Genomic DNA, 22042 nt, shown 5'->3' with positions numbered 1-22042 from the left:
CCACTCCCGAGATGTTGCTTTATGCAGTGGACCGCGCCTGCGCGGTCAGCGGTCGCAGTGAGCTGGGCGTCCCTCTACGCCCGAGCTGTGTACCAACAGCACTCCGAGGGGGCCTACAGACTTCCTCGCAGCGCCGGCTCATGTGGCCCTGGCCACATTGCCGGAGTCTTATCCAAGGCTCGCGGGCCCGGGTGGGGCAACGGGCGGTCGAGCATTGGGACAGTCCATTCCGAGGAATGAAACCTCACCCTAGCGTTTCCTCTCGATAATCGATAAGATTGCCTTTTGCAGGGAGGTGCAGGTGGTTCGACGGGTCTGCTCGGGCAAGTTCGCGCAACCGACGCCGGGTGTGCGAGCAAACGACCGCGTGCGTCGGTGGCGGGGATGCTGACTAGGCGCTCTCTGTCAGTTGGCGATCTCGTTCGCCCACTCTCTGAAGACGAGTGGGCCGCTGAGGAGCGTGAGATGGACGCGCCTCCCAGCGCCACCTTCGCTGCTTACGTCGAGTTCGATCGCCTACACGCGAGAGTGGCACGAGCCCTCGACGCTCAGCTCCGGCAGGGCTGCCGGATATCCCTGGTTCAATACCGGACCCTCGAAGCGGTGCGGTTTGATCCTCCGTGCCGAACTCGTGACATTCAGGCCTCACTGGACATCACCGCGGGAGCGGCGAGCAAGGTTGCTGGCCGGCTTGTGGAGGCGAGGCTCCTGCGGCGCACGAGCAACCCGTATGACGCACGTTCGTCGCTCCTGGAACTGACAGGCTGCGCCGAGGAACTGATCAGCGAGGCGCGCGCCATCGTCGAGGCCGAGTTGCATCGGTGCGTAGCCGGCTTGCTGAACGACGACCGCCTCCTGCATCTGCGGTTGTTCCTGGCTGCCTCATCCGGTGCGGCGGACGGGACCATTTCAGAGGGGTGACCGGCTAGAACTCGCCAGCGTCCCGGGGCGCCCGTCGCTGCACGATCGAGCTTGTTCGCATGGTCAGGCCCGACGATCCGGCGTATATGTGTTGCCATCGGCCAGCCGCCACGACGAGCACCCGCGACGGCCGCAGCACTGACATCGGGTCTCACCGTTTGGTCTCCTCGAGCCGCGCCAGCATGTCGTTGTACGCCGCGAGAGCCGCATCGCCGTCGGCGTCGTCATCCTCGATCCATGTGCCGCCCCCATGGGCGACCTGGTCAGCGAGGGCTGCGTTGCGAGCTCCATCGAGCCAACGACCGGTCATCCGCGTCCGTCGAGCGGGGGAGGCCACCACGGAGATCATCACTCCGACGGCAGCCAACATCATGAGACCGTCACCGACGGCCCACATCAGTGCGCCGCCCGTGTTGATGTCGTCCAACGCCGGAGGTGCCCACGTGGGGCGCATCGCTGTCATCATCGGGAACGGGTCCGTGCTCGTCTGCAGCAGAACGATCCCTACCAGGGTGTCTGGCACCATCGCCAACATTAGTGCCACGAATCGCAGCAGATATGGCGCCGGCCGGGGGGCGTCCTCCGCAACCGTAGGACCAAACAGGCAAAGCCCCGCACCCACGTAGAGGGCCTTTTCGACGGTGGCCAGTGTCGGGTTCATCGCCATCGCGTCCATAAAGCCGGTCAGGTGAGTGACCGCGATGACAGCGGAGTACACGACGACCCCGGTTAGAGGATGGGTCAGTGTGGCCAGGACGCGCTGAGTTACAACGTTTGGCGCGCCGTGGACCGGGCCGAGAACTTGCAGCGGGTGACCGAGTACTAGGAGCAGCGGAACGGCCATGATCAGGGTCAGATGTTGCACCATGTGCATCCAATAGACGGCCATCGCGTAGCCGTCGATAGCCGATGCGTTGGCAGACCAGAGCAGCGCCAAACCCGTGAGGAAGACCGGCGGACGCCAGCGGGGTACGGGGTGGGCACGCTGCCGTCTGACGAGCGTCAATAGGTAGACGGCGGCGACTAGTACGCAAGCGACGAGCCAACCCCGTGCTGGCGTCCAAGTCGATAGGAACGTGGACCAGGTGAGTGGCGGACGTGGAGGGCTGTCGCCCGCCATTCCATGCGCAATGCTCCCGGTGATGGCATACGCGACCCCGGTAGTCATGTCAGTAGTCCTGCTGTGGGGTTGGACGGGCTGAGGACAACAGGGCCGCGGCCAGCCCCGAGGTCGTGGTTACGACCACGCTGATTAACGTGCCGATTTCCTCGTTCGTGAGGGCGAACCAAATTGCGCCCACGATGGCCGCCACGATCGAGGTTGCAGTAAGCACCACGGACACTGATCGCGCGACGCTCATTGGTGGAGCGATCGAGGTCATTGTCATCTCCTAGACGAGCAGGCCGCCGCCGTCGAGCGTCAGCGTTGTACCAGTGACGTGCGGATTGTCCAGAAGGAACGCAACAGCGTCGGCGGCGTCGGCTGGCTCGCCCACGCGTCCTGCCGGAAGCGACTTTGCGGTCGCTGAGAAGAATGCGCGCCGCTCAGCTTCGGGCATCCCGTCCCACGACGGGGTATCGAAGATGCCGGGGTTGAGAACGTTGACTCGAATGGGAGCCAGTTCAACGGCGAGAGAGCGGCCAAGTCCCTCGATGCCTGCGTTGGCAGCCGTGACCGCTGCCGTCCCCGGTCCAGGGCGGGCCGCCGCGACTCCCGAGAAGAGCACCACACTGGCGTCGTCTGCCAGAAGCGGAGCCAAGCGATGAACGACTCGCCAGTATCCCATCATCTTGCCGACGACTGTGAGGGAAGCCTCCTCGGCGGAGAACTCACGGAACGGTTTGTACTGAAGCTGGGCGGCACTAAGAACCAAGTGGTCGACGTTGCTCGCATCCACGGCCGCGACGACCTCGTCGAGCCCGTCTTCCTTTGTGATGTCCGCGCATACGACGGACACGCCGTTGGCTGCCAACTCTCGTGCAGCATCGCCCTCGGGCGACCGGGTGGTGACGATGACGCGCTCACCTCGACTGAGCAGCAGTTCAGCGACGGCGCGGCCCATTCCACTGGTGCCACCAACGACGACCGCCGTACGCGGACGAGGGCTGGGTGCGGTGGCGCTGTTGACCGCGGTTGAGATGGACATGAGGCTCCTGTCGAGTTGTGGTGCAGACGGCACTAATGAGGTCAGTCGGCGGCCAGAGAGAAGGGGACGCAATCGCGATTGGCACTCTCAGTGAGATGCGAGGTTTTGGCGTGGGGGGACTGGCCGATCACTGAATGTGATCGAGTCCCGAGGTCTGATTAGTCGGCCAGCTTGTCGATTGCGGTGATCTGCTCCGGTGTGAGGACGAGGCCATCCACGTCCCGGTTCGAGCGAAGCCGACCGACGTTGGTCGATCGCGGCAAGCAAATGACGCCATGTTGGATGTGCCAGCGGACGACAACCTGTGCAGCGGACATGCCGTGATTATCGGCGATCCTGACGAGCACGGGGTGCGCCAGGTTGGTGGACTTGAATGGGCTCCAACCGGCGACCACGATGCCGCGCCGCTCGTGCTCAGTGAGGAGCAGCTGGCTGTGGAGGCTCGGGCCGTAGCGGATCTGGTTGAGTGCCGGGGCCTCCTTGTGGGCCGCGGTGAGTTCGTCCAGCTGCGATACGTCGTAGTTGCTCACGCCTACGAAACGGGCCAACCCATCGTCTCGTGCACGCAGGAACTCAGCCCACGTGTCAGGGGCAGACTTGCCTGCCGGGGGCCAATGAACAAGCCACAGGTCGACGGCATCTACCTGCAACGCCTGAAGGCTCTCCTCGATGGTGGCGCGCTCACGCCCGGCGTTACCTTGCGGCATCTTCGTCGTGATGAAGACCTCGTCGCGTCGTAGCCCGCTAGAGCGCAGCGCCCGACCGATCTGCTCCTCGTTGCCGTAGTAAGTCGCCGTGTCGAGGTGGCGGTATCCCATCTCGAGCGCCTGCAGCACGATCCGGTACGCGGTATCGCCCTTCAGCGGCCAGGTCCCGAGGCCTACGGGTGGAATGGCTTCTCGAATGGAGGCCGATCGATCTAGCTTGGTGGACACACCTCAACGCTAGAGATAACCACCTCGCCCGGGTTGGACGAATGAGTCGAGGCCTTGGACGATCGCGCGTGCTGACAGCCGCCCCGTGATGCGAACGCTCGTGGAGCGTTCCCAGGCTGAAGAACTGTCGGTCGAGAGCTAGCCCGCGCCGTTCGGCGGCTCGTCGATCACTAGCAAGGCGGGGCGGGGGCTGCGCACGACGGTCCCAGTGTGTGTGCCCGGTCCGTAGGGACCTGAGTGCCCTCTCCTGTCGTACGAAAGCGCTTCGCCTTAGGCCAACTCGCGGTGGAAAGACGCGGCCCGACCGATGCGAGATCAATCAACGCCGCTACCTGGCAGCGCATCGACAGGCGGCGAGGTCTGGCCGAGGGTCTCGTTCAACGAGCAAGAAGAGGGGCGTAGGACGACTGTGCGGCCTTGACGCCTGCGGCACCAGCGTAGAAGGCCTTGAAGCGCCATGAGCCCTTCTGGCTCGAACGGATTCGCTGCTTAACGGTGAAGTTGCCCGTCTTCGACACCGTCGTGGTCACATTGCTGCGGAGTAACCAGCGGTGTCCCACTTTCTGCCATGTCGTGATCCTGACGATGCGCCCCGCGGGTCCGGCGGAGGTCGAGAGAGTTCCACGCACGACTGCTTTCCCGCCTGCGCGGATGGTAGGACGCGTCTCGAGGGTGAGCTTCGAAGTAGCCATTGGCGTCAGCACAGGTGTCGCGACGGTCACTGTGCGGCCGTATTCGGTGGCTACCGCAACGAGCTTCAGAGGTTGGCCCAAGTCGGCCCTCGTTGCTGTGTAGACGGCAGTAGTCGCTCCGGCGATCGGAACGTTGGCGCGGAACCACTGATAGGTGGCGGACACCGCCCTGCTCCACTGGACGGTGGCAGTGACAGTGGTGCCAATGGTCGCCGTGGACGTATTCAGAGACGCTGACCCAGTGGGGAGTGGTGGGTACGCCGGTGTTACCGGGGAAGTCGATGCTGTGGCGGACTGCCCGCGTCCATCAACGGCTGAGGCCGTCATGACGAGCACCTGTCCAATGTCATCGAGCGTCACGGTGTAGGACGTAGTCACTGCGCTTGGGATTGCCACACCGGAGCGATACCACTGATACGTAGTCGAGGCCGAGATAACGGCTACTGACCACGAGACGTATGCATCCAGTGCTGAACCAACCGTGGCAGTGGTGCCACCGCTCGCGAAAGCCGAACCACTCAAGCCCGGGCAGAAGTTGTAGTTCCCCGTATCGCCGCACGTGTAGCTGGGCGGGTTGGCATCGCTCGGGCAACTGTGAGCCGCGTGGCATCCGTCTCGGTGAGCGAGTGCTGGGGCAGTCGGCGTCGCAGCGAACAAGCCGACAACGATCAGCAAAAGCGCAGCGAGTCGCCGCAACAGGCTCATGACTGTGCATCTAAGCACCACCAGAAGGATTGCACCCCGACAACGATCAATAGCGATGTTTCCCGCGGGGGCGCACGGTCATGGAGCGCTCCCGCGGAGCAGCCAAACTGAGCTGCACGATCCTCTAACGTGGCGGATAGACGCACCTTGCGGGCGAGTTCGGCGTGAGGGCGAGAGGCATCCCCGGCATCGCGAGCGGTAGCGGTTGCGATGGGAACGGGGGCCGTGAACATAGGCTCGACTCATGGCCGATACCGAGATCGAGTTCACCGTCGGAACCGGAGCCATCCTCCCAGGGGTCAGCCTGACCTTCAGGCAACGTTGGTCTGCCCGAGCCGGTGACGTTGTAGCCCCGGCTGCGGCTGCCGCCGGCGGCCTGGAAGAGCTCGACGCGCGACTGGCATCGTCGGAGGAACTTGACGCACTGACTTCGCGCGCGATCCTCGTCGCGGCGGCGAGCGGTCTTGCGAGCAAGCGGCGCCTCTTGGGGCGTGTAGTTGCTGGGGCCGTCTTAGACGACGCAGAGATCGATGAGGCGACAGTACTTACCTCGATCCTGGAAAGAATCGACGCCCCCCATGTACGAGCGCTCGAACAAGTGCGTCGAGCGGAAGCGATCGTTGACGCATCTGGCGAGCGTCGGCAGGCTCATCCGGCCGCCGAGAAGGAACTGCATAGCCAGGTCACGAATGCGGTCGCCGGATTCCCGTCAGCGGTGATTCGAGCGCTGATCGGCGAGGGCCTCCTCAGCGGGACTGTGTCTTGGGGCGGTCACTCAGTTATCAGTGGTCTCACGGATACCGGCGAACAGCTCCTTGGATGGCTCAACATAGAGGCGTAGGCGGTGGCGGCACTGCCAGTCGGATCCTGCACCAGAAATTCGCAGCCTCGGGCAGGCCTCAGCCACAGACGTACCCTGCCCGGCAGGCGGCGGTTCGACGCCGGGTCGAGACGGCGACGACGAGCACGGTCTTCGGGGCTCGACCACGCCGCGGGCGACGACTCGACACGTCATCGAAAAGTCATCAGAAACGACCGGCAGGCCTCCCCAGACGCTCCGATAGACTTGGGGGCGTCCGACGGGGAGTTTCCTCGCTAACCCGAGGTTCTCCGAGGGAATGCTGAGTCTGAGACGGCCGCAGGCGAGCCTCCGATCTTGTCCAGAGGATTCCGGTTCGAATCTGGACCCGGGGACCGGGCCGTAGCCCTCGCCTTCTGCCTGAGGCCGGACATACTCGGCTGCCAGATTCGATCACGGATCGGTCGGATTGATCCATGTGTCCAACTCCCACAGGAATGTGTGCCGCGCAGACTGGGCGGCTAGGTCATCGAATCCGTCGGTCCCGTCACTACGGGCCAACGACTCGTCATCGGCGAGGGCGTTACCGGCATGGCGGAGAATCTCCGCGGCGCGCCACGCGTCGCACGCTCGGACTAGCAGGTAGCGCCGGCCGTTGACCTTGGTGTCATTGATGATGTCGTCGTCACCGACCCAGGCAATCGTCTCGGCGACTCTAGAGCTCAACCGGACGATGAGCGGTGCCAGATCGCGTGGAGGCGCGAGCCCGACCAGTGAGGTTTCTAGTGTCAGCCCAGTTGCGAGCAACGCGCTCAGACGCGTGACGAGCTCGGTCGCCACGCCCCATGGGATCGCGACGCCGGTAGTGGACGTCGCTAGGTCGACTGGAAGGTAGACCCTCCCCGCAAAGTGAACCGCTCCGGCTGCCACCTGCTCAACGAAGTCCGGGCGGCGCCACACCTGACGGTCCGAGCCCGGCTCGATCGGCTTCGGCTCGCCGCCGTCGTCGATCGCATACTCAGGTGCTTGGACGATGGCGACGGCGCTGAGCAATCGCCAGAGCGCCTCTCCACGCGTGATCGGCACTCCGTGACGCTCGACCTCGGTGACGAGGTCGTCGGCGTGCTGATCTGCCCAAGTCTCGACCTCGGCTCGATCCTGATCCATCTCGTCGCCTCCACCACAGAGGTGTCCCACCAGCGCCACCGATTCGCTTCCTGGCCGCGAAACAGGCTTGGCGAACGCTGGGATCAGTGGGTACGCGAGTCCGCCCTCGCGTGATGCGATCTCGGAGTCGGATGGGTTGATCCCGCACCCCGCGAAGGGCGTCGATCATCGCCACAAACGGCGCGGAGCAGGAGTTGTCAGCGACCCAAGCTGCCCAGGCCGGGCACCAGAAATTGACATAGAATTCACATAGACCGCCCGTCAAATCCCCGTTAACAGGTCGTTTCCACAAGTCGGGACGACCCAGGCTGACACGGGCCGGCACCGCCCGACAGGAGCTCGCAGATGACAAAAGCGCAGATCAGAGGCCTACTCAACGATCTGACCTGCGCTTTTGCGTTGGTGCCCCAGGCAAGAGTCGAACTTGCGACCTTTCGCTTAGGAGGCGGCTGCTCTATCCACTGAGCTACTGGGGCGGGCCATGTGCACATTCGTGTTGAAAGCGTCCACTGACGGTGGACAGTTTGGCAGCCGACGGTTGACGACACGAATACGGCCCCTGAGCGTGACCGAACTGGTCGGTGCTCAGAGGCCGTTTCCGTGTGAGGGCAGCACGCGTGCCCCGCTGCCCTGAGGGCGCGGGGTGCTCAGGTGCCCGGTCGCGGATGCGTTCTCTGAGGCATCCACGTACGCGCGACCTGGAGGGCAGCATCAGACGTGAGCCCGGCCGTCACGGCCCGGTCAACGAACACGTGAACCACGAGCACCAGACCCGCGATGAGCACACCGCTCCCACATCCATGCTGTCGATGGAACCTCGTACGAACACCAACTCGTCGGACGAGTAGCAGCGGACCTGAGGAGGGCAGATGGACCACGACGGAGACTTCTCCGCCTACGCGAGCGCCCGCTGGCCGACCCTGGTCCGTTCAGCAGTCTTTCTCGGCTGCAACTTGGATGAAGCACACGACCTCGTCCAGACCACGCTGCTGCGCTGCTACACCGGCTGGCGAAGAGTGGAAAAGGCAACCGACCGCGACGCCTACGTCTACCGAATCCTGCTGAACTGCCACCGAGACAGCCGTCGACGACGTTGGTGGGGTGAACGACCAACCGCCGCCCTTCCCGACGCAGGCTCCGACGATCCGACGCGCCAGGTCGACATGTCCGACGCCGTCAACCGGGCACTGGGTGACCTCTCGAAGGTGAACCGCGAGGTCGTCGTCCTCCGCTACTACGCACACCTCAGCGAGCGACAGACCGCCGAAGTCCTCGGTATCGCCCCCGGAACCGTCAAGAGCCGCCTCTCGCGCGCTCTCAATCAACTCGCGACCAACAGCCATCTGTCCGACCTCGCCGAAGGAACCCAGCGATGACCGACAAGCCCCCCGCCACTCTCGACCGACTCTGGGACGACATCCCAACCGGCAGCGCCCCCATCAAAGACGTTATTGCCGCAGGGCACGTCGCGCGACGCCGCAAGCGCCGCACCGCCCTGGCCGGTGTCGCAACCATGACCGCCGTCATCGTCGGCGGAGGATTCCTAGCCACCCGAGGTCTTCCCGGCACCAGCGGCGACGAGGCAAATCGCGCCATCGCAGCCGATACCGGACAGCCTCTGGTCGCTCATGTCGAGACCGGTGTATCCGAGCCCGTCGCCGCGATGTTCGGCGACGCCAGTTTCACGGACATGGCCGCTTGGGAGTCCGATGACCAGACACTCATCTACGTCTCCGATATGGCCTACAGCAGCAGTTGCCCACCCGAAGCCTCGGCCTCAGTCACGGACAAAGGCGCCTTCATCCTCAAAGTTCGGGACGACGTCGGCGACGGCCCTTGCACGGCTGACGCCGGGCGAGTCACCGTCTCTGTTGATGGCCTCACCGAGCCTCCGTCGGAGGTGACCCTCGTCGCGCACGGGACGATCAGAACTATCCCGGTCCGCTCCACTCCCGTCGAACGGGACGTATATGCGCTCGAATGTCGGACACCCGACCAGTTCGAACAGTCGACGTTCGAGGACTGGACAGGCGAGCAGCCTCGGTATGCGACACCGCAACTGGCTGCAGCCTCGCTTCTGTCCGATGATGAATCCGCCAGTGCACCTGATGAGGTCAATACCGGCAAGGCCCGCGTCGCGCTCCTACGGGCCGATGGCACGACGCGCGCGGTAGTGACAGTGGCCGAGACGGACGGGGCATGGCGTCCAGACACGATCAGCGGGTGTTCGGGCGAGACGCTCGGGCACCACTAACGCTGACCTCTGAGCCAGACGAAGAAAGCCCTTGTTCCGGATCGGCACACTTCTGCTCAATCGTTCGAGGAGCAGAGGCGACCCGAGCGGCACCATAAGTTCTCAACACGGTCTACTGGGGCGTGCCCCGTCATCGTAGTAGGCGGCAGTTTGGCCCCCGCGCCGGGTCACAGGGACAATTCAGGTTCGCACCGTAGGCTCGGGCGCGCCGCCGAGCGGCCCGAGTCCCCGACCTAGAGGTAGATCTGTGTCCGACGCTGAACTCGACGGTACTCCGTCCGAGCCCGGCGACGTGACCCCCCAGGCCGAGGTGCGCAGCGGTCCCAAGCGGCGCGGCAAGGTGCGCAAGCGGCACACGGTGGGCAAGGTCCTCCTGTCCACGGTGGTGGTCCTGGGCCTCGCCACCGGCCTCGGCGTGGTCTTCCTCTACCGGCACCTCAACGGCAACCTCGAGGTCCTCGACCCGTCGTCGCAGCTGTCGAACCGCCCGGACAAGGTCAAGGTCGAGGGCCCGCGGGAGCCGCTCAACGTCCTCATCATGGGCTCGGACACCCGCGACGGCGCCGGCAACAACATCGACGGCCTCACCGGTGGCGGCGAGCGGTCAGACACCACGATCCTGCTGCACCTCTCGGCCGACCGGAAGCGTGCCTACGGCATCAGCATCCCGCGTGACCTGCTGATCGACCGGCCGGAGTGCAAGAAGGCCAACGGGGAGAAGATCGCCGGCGCCGACCAGGTGATGTGGAACGAGGCCTTCGCAGTGGGTGGCCCCGCCTGCACGATCCAGCAGTTCGAGCAGGTCACCGGCATCCGCCTCGACCACTTTGTCAAGGTCGACTTCGAGGGCTTCCGCGGCATGGTCGACGCCATCGGGGGCGTCTCGATGTGCATCCCCGAGGACATCGACGATCCCGACCACCACATCCACATCCCCGCAGGCACCCGCAAGCTGCACGGCAACGAGGCCCTCAACTACGTGCGGGAGAGGTACGTCGTCGGTGACGGCTCGGACGTCGGCCGGATGAAGCGGCAGCAGGCGTTCATCGCCTCGATGGCCCACCAGGTCGTCACCGCGGGCACCCTGGCGCGACCGGACCGGCTGGTGCGCTTCCTCGACTCGGCCACCAAGTCGCTCACCGTGGACCCCGGCCTGAAGAACGTCGTCAAGATCGCCGAGCTGGGCAACCAGTTCAAGAGCATCGGCCTCGACAACATCCAGTTCCTCACGATCCCGATCATGGCGGCGCCGAGCGACCCGAACCGGTTGGCCCTGGTGCAGCCGCAGGCCAACCAGGTCTGGGCCAAGGTCCGCAAGGACGAGCCGCTGACGCGGCGCCTGAGCTCCGACGTGATCAGCGCCGGCGACCTGCCCGGCTCCAGCCCGTCGTCCAGCCCCTCCGGGAGCCCGTCAGGGAGCCCGAGCTCGAGCCCGACCAGCAAGCCCGAGGACGAGGCCAGCGCCCAGGCGCTCGCCAACGCCGGCCTCTGCGTGTGAGTCTGAGCAGATGACCGAGAGCGACTGGGAGCGCCGGCGACGGCTCGCCGAGGTATTCGGCGACGCCCTGCCGGACACGACCGGGGACGAGCGCGACGAGGCGCCGGCCCGGGGGGAGTCGGCCTCGGACGAGTGGCTGCGGCGACAGGTGCCGCCGCACCACGGTGACTGACTAGGCCGTCGGCGGTCGGCCCTGCTGGGCGGCCAGCAGGTCGCGGATCTCCTCCAGCAGCTGCACGTCGGCGGGCGCACCCGGAGCGTCGCTCGGGAAGAATCGCTCCTTGGCCTTCGTGTACGGCAGCACCACGACGAAGTAGACGACGGCCGCCAGGATGAGGAACGAGACCACCGCGGTCACCCAGACGCCGAAGAGCAGCCCGTAGGGCTTCCAGTCACTGAAGTCCGGCTGGTCCCCGAGCTTGCCGACGAGCCCGAGCAGGAGCGCGACCGTTGCCTTGATCACCGCGCCGAACGAGGTGGCGATCACGACCGCAACGGCGAGCTCGATGACGTTGCCCTTGAGGATGAAGTTCTTGAAACCGGTCATGGACTGACGCTAGTCCGAAAATGCGATCGTGACGAAGGCCCGCACCGAGGAGTCGGCGATCCGGGTGACGTCTCCCGGCGCGGCTCCGACGACCACCAACCGCCCGGTGAGGCCGGCCGCGCCGACCTCGGTGGGGGTGTCCGGCAGGGCGAGCACCGGTACGCCGGCCGCGACCGTCTCGGCCGACCTCCCCTGTGGGTCCGCGGCCACCAGGTCGATCCGGTCGCCGACGCGCAGCAGCCCCGCCATGCCGGCGTCCGGCAGCCGGACGGGCACGGCCACCAGCCCGGGGTAGCCGTCGGTGAGGGCGGGACCGACGAGGCGAACGTCGGTCACCGGCTCGCCGGCCCGCATCGGTGCCGCCAGGGTGCGCCCGGCAGGGTCGTCGGCCACACCGTCGGGGACCGAGCCGGGGGCGAACGCGGCCCGGCGTACGTCGTCCGCCTCGAGGACCGCCCCGGCCGGGAGGTCGTGGGCGGCCACCAGGACCGCGACCTGCGGCGGCGGCTTCGCCGTGGTGGCGTGCAGGCCGGCGGCGACCGCGACGGCGGTCAGCAGCCCGGCGAGCAGCCGGCGGCGCCTGAGCACCGCGCGGCGGAGGGTGCGGCGGGTGGTGGCGAGACGGTCACGGACGGCCATGCCGTGACGCTAGGAGAGGACCGGCAGTCGGCGCTCCCGCTCTCCACAGGGTGCGTGGACGAGGTCAGTCGGAGGAGCTGCTGGCGGCGGCCGGGGCCGGCTTCGACTCGCTCTTGGTCTCGCTCTTGGACTCGGACTTCGTCTCGGTCTTCGTCTCCGACTTCGCGACCGCAGGGTCCGTCGCGGTCGAGCCGGCGCGGGAGTCGGTGCGGTAGAAGCCGGAGCCCTTGAAGACGACGCCGACGGCGTTGAACACCTTGCGCAGCTTGCCCTCGCACTCCGGGCACACGGTCAGTGCGTCGTCGGAGAAGCTCTGGACCTGCTCGAAGGCGTGGCCGCACTCGGTGCAGGCGTACTGATAGGTGGGCACGGTTCTCCTCGAGGCATCTCGTCTGGCACTCAACCCGGACGAGTGCCAAGGATACCCGAGGAGGCCAGCGGATCAGGAGCCGAGGCGGACGACCCCTGCCGGCGTCGCCGCCCAGCCGACCGCACGGTCGTGGGGCTCGGCCGGCACCGGCACGCCGACCTCGCTCTCGTAGAGCAGCACGCAGGTGAAGGTGCCCACCGGCACCCGGCCGAGCGCGCGGTCGTAGGAGCCCCCGCCGCGGCCGAGCCGGAGGCCGGTGCGGTCGACGGCCAGCCCCGGCACCAGCACCACGTCGGCGGTGGCCACCGCGTCCGGACCCAGCCGCTCGCCGACCGGCTCCAGCAGTCCGAGCCGGGCCGGCGCGAGGTCCTCCGGGCTCCGGTACGCCGCCCAGTCCAGGTCGCCGTCGGGGAGCAGCACGGGCAGGATGACGCGCTTGCCGGCCGCCCTCAGGGCGTCCAGCAGCGGAGCGGTGCCGGGCTCGCCGTTCATCGAGACGTACGCCGCGACGGTCGCCGCCCGGCGTACCTCGGGGACGGCGAGGAGGTGGTCCGCCGTCGCCCGGGCGGCCGCGACCACCTCGGCGAGCGGACGCCGTCGCCGGTCGGTCAGCAGCCGGTCCCGGACCGCTGTTTTGGCAGGTGATTGCATGGGCGCCACGAGGGAAGCCTACGATCGTGAACATGGGTAGTGCTGGCCTGCGGAAGGCGCGCGACAAGATGGCTGCGGCCGGTGTGGACGAGGTCGCGATCGAGACCTTCGCCCACTACTTCCGGCTCCTCGAGCACGGGGAGACCGGGATGATCCCCGAGTCGTCGATCGACCCGGTGTCGATCGAGTCGCTCGGCGACGTCGCCGTGTCCGACGAGGACGGCGCCGCCGCGATCCGCGCGACCGCGGTCATCAAGCTCAACGGCGGCCTCGGCACCTCGATGGGCATGGACCGCGCCAAGTCGCTGCTCTGCGTCCGCCGCGGCCTGAGCTTCCTCGACATCATCGCGCGCCAGGTGCTGCACCTGCGCGGGGAGTACGACGCGCCGCTGCCGCTGATCTTCATGAACAGCTTCCGCACCTCGGGCGACACCATGGCCGCGCTGGCGCGCTACGACGCGCTGCCGGTCGAGGGCCTGCCGCTGGAGTTCCTGCAGAACAAGGAGCCCAAGCTGCTGGCGAAGGACCTGAGCCCCGCCACCTACCCGAAGGAACCCGACCTCGAGTGGTGCCCGCCCGGCCACGGCGACCTCTACACGGCCCTGCGCGGCACCGGGCTGCTCGACCAGCTCATCGAGGCCGGCTACCGCTACGTCTTCGTCTCCAACTCCGACAACCTCGGCGCCGTACCCGATCCCCGCGTCGCCGGGTGGTTCGCCGCCAGCGGGGCACCGTTCGCGATCGAGGCGGTCCGCCGTACGCCGTCCGACAAGAAGGGCGGCCACTTCGCGCGCCGCAAGTCCGACGGCCGGATCGTGCTCCGCGAGACCGCGCAGACGCTGCCCGAGGACCTCGAGGCGCTGGCCGACCTCGACCGGCACCGGTTCTGCTCGACCAACAACCTGTGGTTCGACCTGGTGGCGATGCAGAACGAGCTCGACCGCCGCGACGGCATCCTCGGGCTCCCGATGATCCGCAACGTCAAGAACCTCGACCCCAGCGACAAGACCACCCCCGAGGTGATCCAGATCGAGACCGCCATGGGTGCGGCCATCGAGGTCTTCGAGGGGTCGCAGCTGATCGAGGTCGGCCGCGACCGGTTCGTGCCGGTGAAGACCACCAACGACCTGCTCGTGCTGCGCTCCGACGTCTACGACATCGGCCGCGACTTCGTGCTCGACCAGGTGGCCGTCGAGCTGCCGTACGTCGACCTCGACAGCCACTTCTACAAGCTGGTCGGCGACTTCGACAAGCGCTTCCCCGAGGGCGCGCCCTCGATGCGGAAGGCGCAGTCGCTGCGCGTCGCAGGGGACTGGACCTTCGGGCACGGCGTCCAGGTCGTCGGCGACGTGGACCTCGACGCCACGTCCGCCCAGCGGATCCCGGCCGACTCGGTGCTCTCGACCGGCTCGGACGCCTGACGGGATGGGTGGACCGGAACCCGAGCTCTGGACGGTCGACGAGCACCGTGCGCGCATCCTCGAGGCGATCGAGCCGCTGACCGACTTCCCCCAGCCGCTGATGGAGGCCCTCGGCCTCTCCGCGGCCGAGGACGTCATCGCCGAGGTGGCACTGCCGTCCTTCGACAACTCCGGGATGGACGGGTACGCCGTCCGCGCCGAGGACGTCGTCACCGCGACCGAGGCGGCACCCGTGCACCTGCCGGTCATCGGTGAGATCGGCGCCGGCCAGGGCGGCCTGATGGCGCTCGCGCCCGGCACGGCGGCCAAGATCATGACCGGTGCGCCGATCCCCGCGGGCGCCGACAGCGTGGTGCCCTACGAGTGGACCGACCGCGGCGTCGCCCAGGTGCGGATCGACCGCGCGTCGACCGCGGGCCAGCACGTGCGCCCGGCCGGCCAGGACGTCTCGGTCGGCGACATGCTCGTCTCGAGCGGCACGGTCCTCGGCCCGCGCCACATCGGCCTCCTCGCCTCCGTCGGCCGCGCGACCGTCCGGTCGCGGCCCCGGCCGCGGGTCGTGGTGATCTCGACCGGGTCCGAGCTGCGCGAGCCCGGCACCCCGCTGGGCCGGGACTCGATCTACGACGGCAACTCGTTCCTGCTGGCCGCCGCCGCCCGGCGAGCCGGCGCCATCGCCTACCGCGTGGGCATCGTGCCCGACGAGCCGCGGACCTTCCTCGACGCGCTCGAGGACCAGCTCGTCCGGGCCGACATCGTCGTCACCAGCGGTGGCGTCTCGCAGGGCGACTTCGACGTCGTCAAGGAGGCGCTGCGGCCGCTCGGCACGGTGTGGTTCGGCTCGGTCGCGATGCAGCCCGGCAAGCCGCAGGGCTTCGGGTTCGTCGGTGACGACCGGACGCCCATCTTCACGCTGCCGGGCAACCCGGTCTCGTCGTACGTCTCCTTCGAGCAGTTCGTGCTGCCCGCCATCCGGAAGCTGATGGGGCGTACGCCCTACGTCCGGCCGGCGGTATCCGCCCGGCTCACTCACGCGATCTCGTCGCCGGACGGGCGGGAGCAGATGGTGCGGGCGGAGTACGACGTCGACCGGGGCGGTGCCTCCGTGACTCCGGTCGGCGGACACGGTTCCCACCTGATCGGCGATCTGGCATCGTCCAACGCGCTGGTCGTGGTGCCCGCCGACGTCACCGCGGTCGCGGCCGGCGAGCAGGTGCAGGTGCTGAGGCTCGACGAGGAGTTCTGATGGCCGACCGTCTGACGCACGTGGACGCATCGGGCGCAGCCCGGATGGTCGACGTCTCCGGCAAGGCCGTCACCGCGCGCACGGCCACGGCGTCCGGTCGGGTGCTGGTGTCGGCGGAGGTCGTCGCGCTGCTCCGCGGGGAGGGCGTGCCGAAGGGCGACGCGCTCGCGGTCGCCCGGATCGCCGGGATCATGGGCGCCAAGCAGACGCCGGCGCTGATCCCCCTCTGCCACCCGCTGGCCGTCTCCGGCGTCACCGTCGACCTGGCCGTCGCCGACGAGGCGGTCGAGATCAGCGCCACGGTGCGGACGACCGACCGCACCGGCGTCGAGATGGAGGCGCTGACCGCGGTCTCGGTCGCGGCGCTCACCGTCGTCGACATGGTCAAGGCCGTCGACAAGGGCGCGGTGATCACCGACATCCGGGTCGAGACCAAGACGGGCGGCAAGTCCGGGGACTGGGCCCGGCCATGACGATGCGGGCCGAGGTCGTCGTCGCCTCCAACCGCGCGGCCGCCGGCGTCTACGAGGACACCACCGGCCCGCTGATCGTCGACTTCCTGGTCGAGCTCGGCTTCGTGGTCGACGCGCCGGTCGTGGTGCCCGATGGCGAGCCCGTCGGCGCCGCCATCGCCGCCGCCGCCGAGGGCGGCGCCCGCGTCGTGCTCACCACCGGTGGCACGGGCCTCACCCCCACCGACCGCACGCCCGAGGTGACCCGGCCGCTGCTCGACCGTGAGGTGCCCGGCATCGCCGAGGCGATCCGCGCGTACGGCGTCGCCACCGGCATCCCCACCGCCGTGCTGTCGCGCGGCGTGGCCGGCGTCGTGGGCAGCTGCCTGGTCGTCAACCTCCCGGGCTCGCGCGGGGGAGTGAAGGACGGCCTCGCCGTGCTGCGGCCGATCCTCGTGCACGCCGTGGAACAGGTCGTCGGGAGCGATCATTGAGCCGCGGCTGGCCGGCCCGGCTGCGCACGGGTGACGTGACGGTGCGGCCGCTGGCCGCCTCCGACGCGCGCGCCTGGCGCGACGCCCGCCGCCGCAACGCGGCCTGGCTGATCCCCTGGGACGCGACCGTGCCGCCCGGCGCGGAGGCGCGGCCCGCGACGTTCCGCAGCCTCGTGCGACGGCTCCACCGGCAGGCGCGCGCCGGCACGACGTACCCCTTCGCGATCGACGTCGACGGCCGGTTCGCCGGGCAGGTGACCGTCAACAACATCGTGCGCGGCTCGGCGCAGTTCGCGTCGGTGGGCTACTGGATCGACCAGCAGTACGCCGGGCGCGGGGTGATGCCGCGCGCCGTGGCGATGGTGATCGACCACTGCTTCACGGTCGCCGGCCTGCACCGGATCGAGATCGCGATCCGGCCCGAGAACTCCAACTCGCTGCGGGTCGTGGAGAAGCTCGACCTGCGGGAGGTCGGCTACGCCCCGAGGTTCCTGCACATCGACGGCGCGTGGCGCGACCACCGCATCTACGCGGTCACCGTCGAGGAGTGCCCGGGCGGGATGATCGCCCGGCTCGAATCCCAACAGTCACACGAGTGAATTTGCGACACACCTGTTGACATCCGAGGTCCGATGAGGCAGCACTCATAACCTCTCTCTCGTGGACATGAGCGCATTGATCTTCGTCGCCCTCGCCGTGGCGTGGGCCGTCTACCTCGTGCCCAAGGCGCTCAAGCACCACGACGAGGTCGCCCGGAGCCGCACGGTGGACCGCTTCTCGCACACGATGCGGGTGCTCGCCCGGCGCGAGCCGGTCGACAAGAAGACGGCCCGTCTGGTGACGCCCGCCCAGGCGACCGCGCCGGCGGCTGCCGAGCCCGCGGCCCAGCCGACGCCCGAGCCGACGGTCCAGGCGGCTCCGGTCGCACCGACCGCTGCCCGCCGCGCCGCCGCGAAGCGCGCGACCAAGCGCCGCCGCAACGTCCTGGCGGCGCTGCTGGTCGTCAACCTCGCCGTGGTCGCCGTCGCCGCCTTCTCGGTCATCGCGTGGCCGTACGTCGCCATCCCGGCGGCGCTGCTCGTCGCCTGGCTGGTCGCGTGCCGCCTGATGGTCAAGGGCGAGCGCAAGGTGCTCGCGCCGACCACGAGGATGCCGGCCGACGCCCCGGTCGAGGAGAAGCCGGTCGAGGCTCCCGTGCCCGCCGTCGCCGAGACCGAGCTCGACGACGAGATCGACCCGATGGTCGACACCTCCGCCGGCATCGCGGCGATCGTCGACCCGGCGATGTGGGACCCGGTGCCGGTCACGCTGCCGACGTACGTCACCAAGCCCACGGCCACGCGCCGTACCGTTCGCACCATCGACCTGGACTCCACCGGCGTGTGGACCTCCGGTCGCACCGACGCCGACTCCCAGCTGGCCCGCGAGGCCGACGAGGCCGACAAGGCCGCGCGGAAGTCGCGTCGCGACGGCGACGACCAGCAGGCGGTCGGCTCCTGACCGAAGCGCTGGCCCTCTCCCGGAGCCGGACCTATCCGGTCGGGGTGGCCCGCGCCTTCGACACCCTGCTGCCGCTGCCGCTGCCCACGCTCTTCTCGCGCCGGTACGCCGCGCTGCCGGCGATCCGTGAGGTGCGCGACCAGGGCGGCGAGTGGAGCATCGTCGGCCAGACCCGCACCATCGTGCTCGCCGACCGGGGCACCATGCGCGAGACGCTGGTGTCCCTGGACCGGCCGACTTCCTTCGGCTACCGGATCGACGGCGTGCACGGCCCGATGCGTCCGCTGGCGTCCTCCATCGACGGCCTCTGGACCTTCGAGAAGGCCGGCACCGGCGTCCGGATCACCTGGTCCTGGTCCGTCCACCCGTCGTCCTCGGCCACGTCCCTGCTGATGCCCGCCTTCGGCCGGATGTGGCAGGGCTACGCCCGCCAGGCCCTCGAGCGCCTCGAAGGACTGCTGCTCTCCTGAGCGTGTCGTGGGGCGATTCGGCCGCTCCCGAATCCGGGTGCTAACGTTTCCGACGCACTTGGGGCTGTGGCGCAGTTGGTAGCGCGTCTCGTTCGCAATGAGAAGGTCAGGGGTTCGAATCCCCTCAGCTCCACCAGTGTGGTCCGGCCCGTCGCTCAGCGGCGGGCCGGATGCTTTTGTCCGTCAGCCGCGGTGCGCGTCGAGGAACTCCCGCACCGTCAGCCCGACCAGAGTCGGCCGGTCGTGGGCGACCAGGTGGCCGGCGCCGGGGACGATCGCCAGCTGGGCGCCGGGGATGCTCTGCGCGATCAGCAGCGTGTGGTCGGGTCGGACCATGTCGTGGTCGCCGGCCATCACCAGCGTCGGCGCGGTGATCGTCGCCAGCACCTCCGGGGTGATCCGCGGCTCGGTGAGCCACATCTGGGTCAGCTTCGCGACGACGACCTCACCGTGCTCGGGGCCGTCGGGGGAGAGGTCGGCGTACTCGCGGTCGAGCTGGGCGGACGCCTCCGCCGTCATGGTGTGCGCGGCCTCCTCGTCGGAGACGAAGGCGTCGGTGTCGACGTTGCCGCTGATCGACACCAGCGATCGAACCCTCCCCGGGTGCTCCAGCGCGAGCAGCAGCCCGAGGATGGCGCCGTCGCTGAACCCCACCACGTGCGCCGAGGCCAGCCCGACGGCGTCGAGGTAGGCGACCGTCTCCTCGAGACCGGCGGCGTAGCTGAACGGGCCGTCGCGGTCCGCCGTACGCCCGTGACCGACGCGCTCGGGGGCGTGCACGCGGTAGGTGTCGGCCAGGGCGTCACCGAGCGGGCGGAGGTGCTCGATCGAGCAGTAGCCGCCGTGGAGGAGCATCAGCGGCTCGCCGGCGCCGACGATCTCGTGGTAGCTCGGGTGACCGAGGAGGTCGACGTAGGGCACGGCGAGCACTCTAGATGGCGTCAGTCGAGCCAGATCACGATCCCGGTGAGGCCGCTGAGGACCGCGGCGACGCCGGACCGTACGGCGTCCCGCGCCCGCTCGGGCGTGAACGACGACGGGTCGTACGTCGAGGACGCGCCGAGCCCCTCGCCCCGGAAGGAGGCGCCGGTCCAGTCGGCGGCGGTGACGTTGTGGGTCGGCTCCGCGAGCTCGGCGCCGACCACCAGGAAGGGCTGGTCGAGGTGGTTGGCGGTCACCGTCGCCAGTGGGTCCACGAGCTCGTTGCCGGCCGTGATGATCAGGTCCGGGCCCATCTTGATGGCCTGGTCGATCTTCGCGATGTAGTGGTGCGGGTCGGTGGCCGTGACGGTCTTGAGGCTGACGTCCTCGTCGTCGGCCCAGTCGCGGACGGCGTCGACGAGCGTGCCGGTGGCGTCGTCGTCGCCGGCGGTGAGCAACACGACGCGGTAGTCCGCCGACGGGCGCACGTCGTCCCAGGAGCCGGGGCGCGGGGTGATCGTCGACTCGGGCGCCGGGGGGAGCGCGGACGCGGTGAACCCGTCACCGAGAGCGCCGATGGCCGAGGGCTCCGCGTGCGGTCCGGACCAGTCGTCGGACGAGCCGCACCCGGCCGCCAGCGCGAGCATCGCGATGGTGGCGGCCAGCGTGAGGGCAGGGCGATGTCGCAGGTGCACAGGAGGTTCCTATCCCATGTCTGGCTGGGATCTGGGCCCGCAGAGGGGTTGGTCGGAGTCCTTTCGTGACGGGTTCGCCGGTGGGCTGCCGTCCGTTCACCTGGGACCGACAACTTGCGCTCGCCAACACGAAAGAGGAGCCGTGCCGAACCCTGTACGCCGCGCTGTCCACGCCGCCCTCGCGGCCGTCTTCGTCCTCACCGCCGTCTTCCTGACCGCGGCCCCGGCGCTGGCTCACGGCTTCTCCTCGGTGGTGTACGCCGACGTCACGTCGCCCGGGTCCGGCCACGTCCGCGCCGAGGTCGGTCTCGAGTACGACCTGCTCGTCGTCTCGGCGGCCGACGCGGAGGACGACGACCCGCTCTTCCAGGACGGCGACGGCGCGTTCCAGGCCGGCGACACGAAGGCGCAGGCAGCCGCGCTCGACGACCACGCCGACACCGTCCTCGCCTACGTGACCGAGCGCTTCGGGGTCGCGGCCGGCGGCGCGGACTGCACGCCGAGCCAGGACGGCGGCGCCACGATCGAGCAGCGCGACGGCGTGCCGTACGCGTTCCTGGTCCTCGACTACACGTGCCCCGGCGCCGCGCAGGAGCACGAGATCAGCAGTCGGCTCTTCCCGGACTCCGAGGGCTACGTCAAGGGCACGAAGACGATCGTCACCTACGACCTCGACCTCCGGTCCGGCAGCGCCGCGCTGGACGCCCAGCAGCCATCGTTCTCGACCCATCAGTCCACCGCCGAGCGGTTCTGGGAGTTCTTCAAGCTCGGCGCCGAGCACCTGCTCCTCGGCCTGGACCACATCCTCTTCCTGCTCGCCCTGATCGCCGGGTCGCGCAGGCTGCGCGAGATCGTGCTCGCGGCGACGACGTTCACGATCGCCCACTCGGTGACCTTCGTGCTGGCCGCGCTCGGCCTGGTCGACGTGCCGTCCGAGGTCGTCGAGCCGATCATCGCGCTGTCGATCGCGGTCGTCGCGGGCTGGTACCTCTGGCGGCTCTGGCGGCACGGCTCCGGGGCCCTCGACATCGACAGCGGCGAGGGCCACCTCAGCCTGGACCGGGCCGGCTGGAGCCGGCTGGCCGTGGTGTTCTGCTTCGGCCTGGTGCACGGCCTCGGCTTCGCCGGCGCCCTCGGGATCGACGCCGCCTGGTCGTGGACGCTGCTGTGGTCGCTGCTCGTCTTCAACATCGGGATCGAGTCCGTGCAGCTCTCGATCATCATCCTGGTGTTCCCGCTGCTGGCCCTCCTCCGACACCGCGCGCCCACCGTCGGGCTGTGGGTCACCGGTGCCATCGCAGCCGGTGTGTCAGCGATGGGCCTTGTCTGGTTCGTCCAGCGTTTGCTAGGGGTCTGAGCAATTCCGCCACGTCTTCCGGAACGTGCCGCCGACACGCTCGTCCGAGTTCATCTCGAGTACATCCGCCACCGAGAGATTCGGCCCGCTGACCAACTCGGGCGGACAGCACCCCTCTCCTCTCTCGAACCCCGAACGGACGGAACTCGATGAAGTTGAAC

26 protein-coding genes and 2 tRNA genes are annotated in these 22042 nt (G+C 68.5%); 15 read left to right on the top strand and 13 right to left on the bottom strand.

Translation table 11 applies throughout. From position 1 onward, the window contains the following. Positions 1 to 465: 465 nt before the first annotated feature. Positions 466 to 921: a MarR family winged helix-turn-helix transcriptional regulator gene (locus ABEA34_RS07405; RefSeq protein ID WP_345520601.1), complete on the top strand. Its 456-nt coding sequence runs from the start codon at positions 466 to 468 to the stop codon at positions 919 to 921. Positions 922 to 1072: 151 nt separating this feature from the next. Here ABEA34_RS07405 and ABEA34_RS07400 read toward each other — a convergent pair whose 3' ends face one another. The 5 genes from ABEA34_RS07400 to ABEA34_RS07380 form a co-directional block, all read right to left on the bottom strand. After that, positions 1073 to 2041: a cytochrome c oxidase assembly protein gene (locus ABEA34_RS07400; protein ID WP_345522767.1), complete on the bottom strand. Its 969-nt coding sequence runs from the start codon at positions 2039 to 2041 to the stop codon at positions 1073 to 1075. A 49-nt stretch (positions 2042 to 2090) separates the two neighbouring features. Next, positions 2091 to 2303, bottom strand: coding sequence for a hypothetical protein (locus ABEA34_RS07395; protein ID WP_345520600.1), 213 nt, complete (start codon positions 2301 to 2303; stop codon positions 2091 to 2093). A gap of 9 nt (positions 2304 to 2312) precedes the next feature. Then, positions 2313 to 3068, bottom strand: a complete 756-nt coding sequence (locus tag ABEA34_RS07390; RefSeq protein ID WP_345520599.1) for an SDR family oxidoreductase — start codon at positions 3066 to 3068, stop codon at positions 2313 to 2315. A gap of 158 nt (positions 3069 to 3226) precedes the next feature. Then, positions 3227 to 4003: an aldo/keto reductase gene (locus tag ABEA34_RS07385; RefSeq protein WP_345520598.1), complete on the bottom strand. Its 777-nt coding sequence runs from the start codon at positions 4001 to 4003 to the stop codon at positions 3227 to 3229. Positions 4004 to 4380: 377 nt separating this feature from the next. Beyond that, a complete protein-coding gene (locus tag ABEA34_RS07380) occupies positions 4381 to 4860 on the bottom strand; it encodes a hypothetical protein (RefSeq protein WP_345520597.1) in 480 nt (159 codons plus the stop codon). Between the two features lie 784 nt (positions 4861 to 5644). Here ABEA34_RS07380 and ABEA34_RS07375 point away from each other — a divergent pair. Next, positions 5645 to 6241 carry a hypothetical protein gene (locus ABEA34_RS07375; protein ID WP_345520596.1) on the top strand — a complete coding sequence of 199 codons (597 nt, stop codon included), beginning with the start codon at positions 5645 to 5647 and terminating at the stop codon, positions 6239 to 6241. A 411-nt stretch (positions 6242 to 6652) separates the two neighbouring features. Here the strand turns inward: ABEA34_RS07375 and ABEA34_RS07370 are convergent, their stop codons facing one another. Next, positions 6653 to 7405 (bottom strand): hypothetical protein, encoded by a 753-nt coding sequence (locus tag ABEA34_RS07370; protein WP_345520595.1) that lies wholly within the window; start codon positions 7403 to 7405, stop codon positions 6653 to 6655. Between the two features lie 361 nt (positions 7406 to 7766). Next, a tRNA-Arg gene (locus ABEA34_RS07365) sits at positions 7767 to 7842 on the bottom strand. A 393-nt stretch (positions 7843 to 8235) separates the two neighbouring features. Here ABEA34_RS07365 and ABEA34_RS07360 point away from each other — a divergent pair. The 4 genes from ABEA34_RS07360 to ABEA34_RS07345 all read left to right on the top strand — a co-directional run bounded on the left by ABEA34_RS07360 (position 8236) and on the right by ABEA34_RS07345 (position 11290). After that, positions 8236 to 8742 carry a SigE family RNA polymerase sigma factor gene (locus ABEA34_RS07360; RefSeq protein WP_345520594.1) on the top strand — a complete coding sequence of 169 codons (507 nt, stop codon included), beginning with the start codon at positions 8236 to 8238 and terminating at the stop codon, positions 8740 to 8742. Beyond that, positions 8739 to 9620 (top strand): hypothetical protein, encoded by an 882-nt coding sequence (locus ABEA34_RS07355; protein WP_345520593.1) that lies wholly within the window; start codon positions 8739 to 8741, stop codon positions 9618 to 9620. The genes ABEA34_RS07360 and ABEA34_RS07355 overlap by 4 nt, the downstream gene beginning before the upstream one ends. Before the next feature lie 247 nt (positions 9621 to 9867). After that, positions 9868 to 11118, top strand: a complete 1251-nt coding sequence (locus ABEA34_RS07350; protein WP_345520592.1) for an LCP family protein — start codon at positions 9868 to 9870, stop codon at positions 11116 to 11118. Positions 11119 to 11128: 10 nt separating this feature from the next. After that, complete coding sequence (locus ABEA34_RS07345) at positions 11129 to 11290, top strand: hypothetical protein (RefSeq protein ID WP_345520591.1); 162 nt, start codon at positions 11129 to 11131, stop codon at positions 11288 to 11290. Here the strand turns inward: ABEA34_RS07345 and ABEA34_RS07340 are convergent, their stop codons facing one another. The 4 genes from ABEA34_RS07340 to ABEA34_RS07325 all read right to left on the bottom strand — a co-directional run bounded on the left by ABEA34_RS07340 (position 11291) and on the right by ABEA34_RS07325 (position 13325). Further along, a complete protein-coding gene (locus tag ABEA34_RS07340; protein ID WP_345520590.1) occupies positions 11291 to 11665 on the bottom strand; it encodes an MscL family protein in 375 nt (124 codons plus the stop codon). A 9-nt stretch (positions 11666 to 11674) separates the two neighbouring features. After that, a complete protein-coding gene (locus tag ABEA34_RS07335) occupies positions 11675 to 12304 on the bottom strand; it encodes an SAF domain-containing protein (RefSeq protein WP_345520589.1) in 630 nt (209 codons plus the stop codon). 64 nt (positions 12305 to 12368) lie between these two features. After that, positions 12369 to 12674 (bottom strand): FmdB family zinc ribbon protein, encoded by a 306-nt coding sequence (locus tag ABEA34_RS07330; protein ID WP_345520588.1) that lies wholly within the window; start codon positions 12672 to 12674, stop codon positions 12369 to 12371. Between the two features lie 72 nt (positions 12675 to 12746). Beyond that, positions 12747 to 13325 carry a 5-formyltetrahydrofolate cyclo-ligase gene (locus tag ABEA34_RS07325; protein ID WP_345522766.1) on the bottom strand — a complete coding sequence of 193 codons (579 nt, stop codon included), beginning with the start codon at positions 13323 to 13325 and terminating at the stop codon, positions 12747 to 12749. A gap of 32 nt (positions 13326 to 13357) precedes the next feature. Here ABEA34_RS07325 and ABEA34_RS07320 point away from each other — a divergent pair, with 32 nt between their 5' ends. The 8 genes from ABEA34_RS07320 (at position 13358) to ABEA34_RS07285 (ending at position 19044) form a co-directional block, all read left to right on the top strand. Beyond that, positions 13358 to 14746, top strand: coding sequence for a UTP--glucose-1-phosphate uridylyltransferase (locus tag ABEA34_RS07320; protein WP_345520587.1), 1389 nt, complete (start codon positions 13358 to 13360; stop codon positions 14744 to 14746). Between the two features lie 4 nt (positions 14747 to 14750). Further along, complete coding sequence (glp, locus tag ABEA34_RS07315; RefSeq protein ID WP_345520586.1) at positions 14751 to 15992, top strand: molybdotransferase-like divisome protein Glp; 1242 nt, start codon at positions 14751 to 14753, stop codon at positions 15990 to 15992. After that, entirely contained in the window at positions 15992 to 16465 is a 474-nt protein-coding gene (moaC, locus tag ABEA34_RS07310; protein ID WP_345520585.1) for a cyclic pyranopterin monophosphate synthase MoaC, read from the top strand. Before glp ends, moaC begins: the two co-directional genes overlap by 1 nt. Further along, positions 16462 to 16938: a MogA/MoaB family molybdenum cofactor biosynthesis protein gene (locus ABEA34_RS07305; RefSeq protein ID WP_345520584.1), complete on the top strand. Its 477-nt coding sequence runs from the start codon at positions 16462 to 16464 to the stop codon at positions 16936 to 16938. The genes moaC and ABEA34_RS07305 overlap by 4 nt, the downstream gene beginning before the upstream one ends. Next, a complete protein-coding gene (locus ABEA34_RS07300; protein WP_345520583.1) occupies positions 16935 to 17537 on the top strand; it encodes a GNAT family N-acetyltransferase in 603 nt (200 codons plus the stop codon). Before ABEA34_RS07305 ends, ABEA34_RS07300 begins: the two co-directional genes overlap by 4 nt. A gap of 67 nt (positions 17538 to 17604) precedes the next feature. Beyond that, positions 17605 to 18438, top strand: coding sequence for a divisome protein SepX/GlpR (gene sepX, locus ABEA34_RS07295; RefSeq protein ID WP_345520582.1), 834 nt, complete (start codon positions 17605 to 17607; stop codon positions 18436 to 18438). Beyond that, positions 18435 to 18908 carry an SRPBCC family protein gene (locus ABEA34_RS07290; RefSeq protein ID WP_425576882.1) on the top strand — a complete coding sequence of 158 codons (474 nt, stop codon included), beginning with the start codon at positions 18435 to 18437 and terminating at the stop codon, positions 18906 to 18908. The genes sepX and ABEA34_RS07290 overlap by 4 nt, the downstream gene beginning before the upstream one ends. Positions 18909 to 18968: 60 nt before the next feature. After that, positions 18969 to 19044, top strand: a tRNA-Ala gene (locus tag ABEA34_RS07285). Positions 19045 to 19091: 47 nt separating this feature from the next. On the opposite strand, the gene ABEA34_RS07280 is transcribed toward ABEA34_RS07285, so the two are convergent. Further along, positions 19092 to 19829: an alpha/beta fold hydrolase gene (locus ABEA34_RS07280; protein WP_345520580.1), complete on the bottom strand. Its 738-nt coding sequence runs from the start codon at positions 19827 to 19829 to the stop codon at positions 19092 to 19094. A gap of 20 nt (positions 19830 to 19849) precedes the next feature. Continuing rightward, positions 19850 to 20524, bottom strand: a complete 675-nt coding sequence (locus tag ABEA34_RS07275; protein WP_345520579.1) for a type 1 periplasmic-binding domain-containing protein — start codon at positions 20522 to 20524, stop codon at positions 19850 to 19852. 142 nt (positions 20525 to 20666) lie between these two features. On the opposite strand from ABEA34_RS07275, the gene ABEA34_RS07270 reads away from it, so the two are divergent. Further along, on the top strand, positions 20667 to 21881 hold the full coding sequence (locus tag ABEA34_RS07270; protein WP_345520578.1) for a HupE/UreJ family protein: 1215 nt from the start codon (positions 20667 to 20669) through the stop codon (positions 21879 to 21881). Positions 21882 to 22042 lie beyond the last annotated feature (161 nt).

The organism is Nocardioides conyzicola (genome assembly GCF_039543825.1).
Classification (GTDB): domain Bacteria; phylum Actinomycetota; class Actinomycetes; order Propionibacteriales; family Nocardioidaceae; genus Nocardioides; species Nocardioides conyzicola.
The sequence above is the reverse complement of the archived record's forward strand: the minus strand, read 5'-3'. Positions and strand labels throughout refer to the sequence as shown.

Excerpts from the sequence above, each read along its gene's own strand:
- ABEA34_RS07345 (WP_345520591.1), top strand. The coding sequence starts at position 11,129 with ATGACCGAGAGCGACTGGGAGCGCCGGCGACGGCTCGCCGAGGTATTC.
- ABEA34_RS07390 (WP_345520599.1), bottom strand. The coding sequence starts at position 3,068 with ATGTCCATCTCAACCGCGGTCAACAGCGCCACCGCACCCAGCCCTCGT.
- ABEA34_RS07340 (WP_345520590.1), bottom strand. The coding sequence starts at position 11,665 with ATGACCGGTTTCAAGAACTTCATCCTCAAGGGCAACGTCATCGAGCTC.
- ABEA34_RS07355 (WP_345520593.1), top strand. The coding sequence starts at position 8,739 with ATGACCGACAAGCCCCCCGCCACTCTCGACCGACTCTGGGACGACATC.
- ABEA34_RS07335 (WP_345520589.1), bottom strand. The coding sequence starts at position 12,304 with ATGGCCGTCCGTGACCGTCTCGCCACCACCCGCCGCACCCTCCGCCGC.
- sepX (WP_345520582.1), top strand. The coding sequence starts at position 17,605 with ATGAGCGCATTGATCTTCGTCGCCCTCGCCGTGGCGTGGGCCGTCTAC.
- glp (WP_345520586.1), top strand. The coding sequence starts at position 14,751 with ATGGGTGGACCGGAACCCGAGCTCTGGACGGTCGACGAGCACCGTGCG.
- ABEA34_RS07375 (WP_345520596.1), top strand. The coding sequence starts at position 5,645 with ATGGCCGATACCGAGATCGAGTTCACCGTCGGAACCGGAGCCATCCTC.
- ABEA34_RS07395 (WP_345520600.1), bottom strand. The coding sequence starts at position 2,303 with ATGACCTCGATCGCTCCACCAATGAGCGTCGCGCGATCAGTGTCCGTG.
- ABEA34_RS07405 (WP_345520601.1), top strand. The coding sequence starts at position 466 with ATGGACGCGCCTCCCAGCGCCACCTTCGCTGCTTACGTCGAGTTCGAT.
- ABEA34_RS07360 (WP_345520594.1), top strand. The coding sequence starts at position 8,236 with ATGGACCACGACGGAGACTTCTCCGCCTACGCGAGCGCCCGCTGGCCG.
- ABEA34_RS07400 (WP_345522767.1), bottom strand. The coding sequence starts at position 2,041 with ATGGCGGGCGACAGCCCTCCACGTCCGCCACTCACCTGGTCCACGTTC.
- ABEA34_RS07305 (WP_345520584.1), top strand. The coding sequence starts at position 16,462 with ATGACGATGCGGGCCGAGGTCGTCGTCGCCTCCAACCGCGCGGCCGCC.
- moaC (WP_345520585.1), top strand. The coding sequence starts at position 15,992 with ATGGCCGACCGTCTGACGCACGTGGACGCATCGGGCGCAGCCCGGATG.
- ABEA34_RS07320 (WP_345520587.1), top strand. The coding sequence starts at position 13,358 with ATGGGTAGTGCTGGCCTGCGGAAGGCGCGCGACAAGATGGCTGCGGCC.
- ABEA34_RS07325 (WP_345522766.1), bottom strand. The coding sequence starts at position 13,325 with ATGCAATCACCTGCCAAAACAGCGGTCCGGGACCGGCTGCTGACCGAC.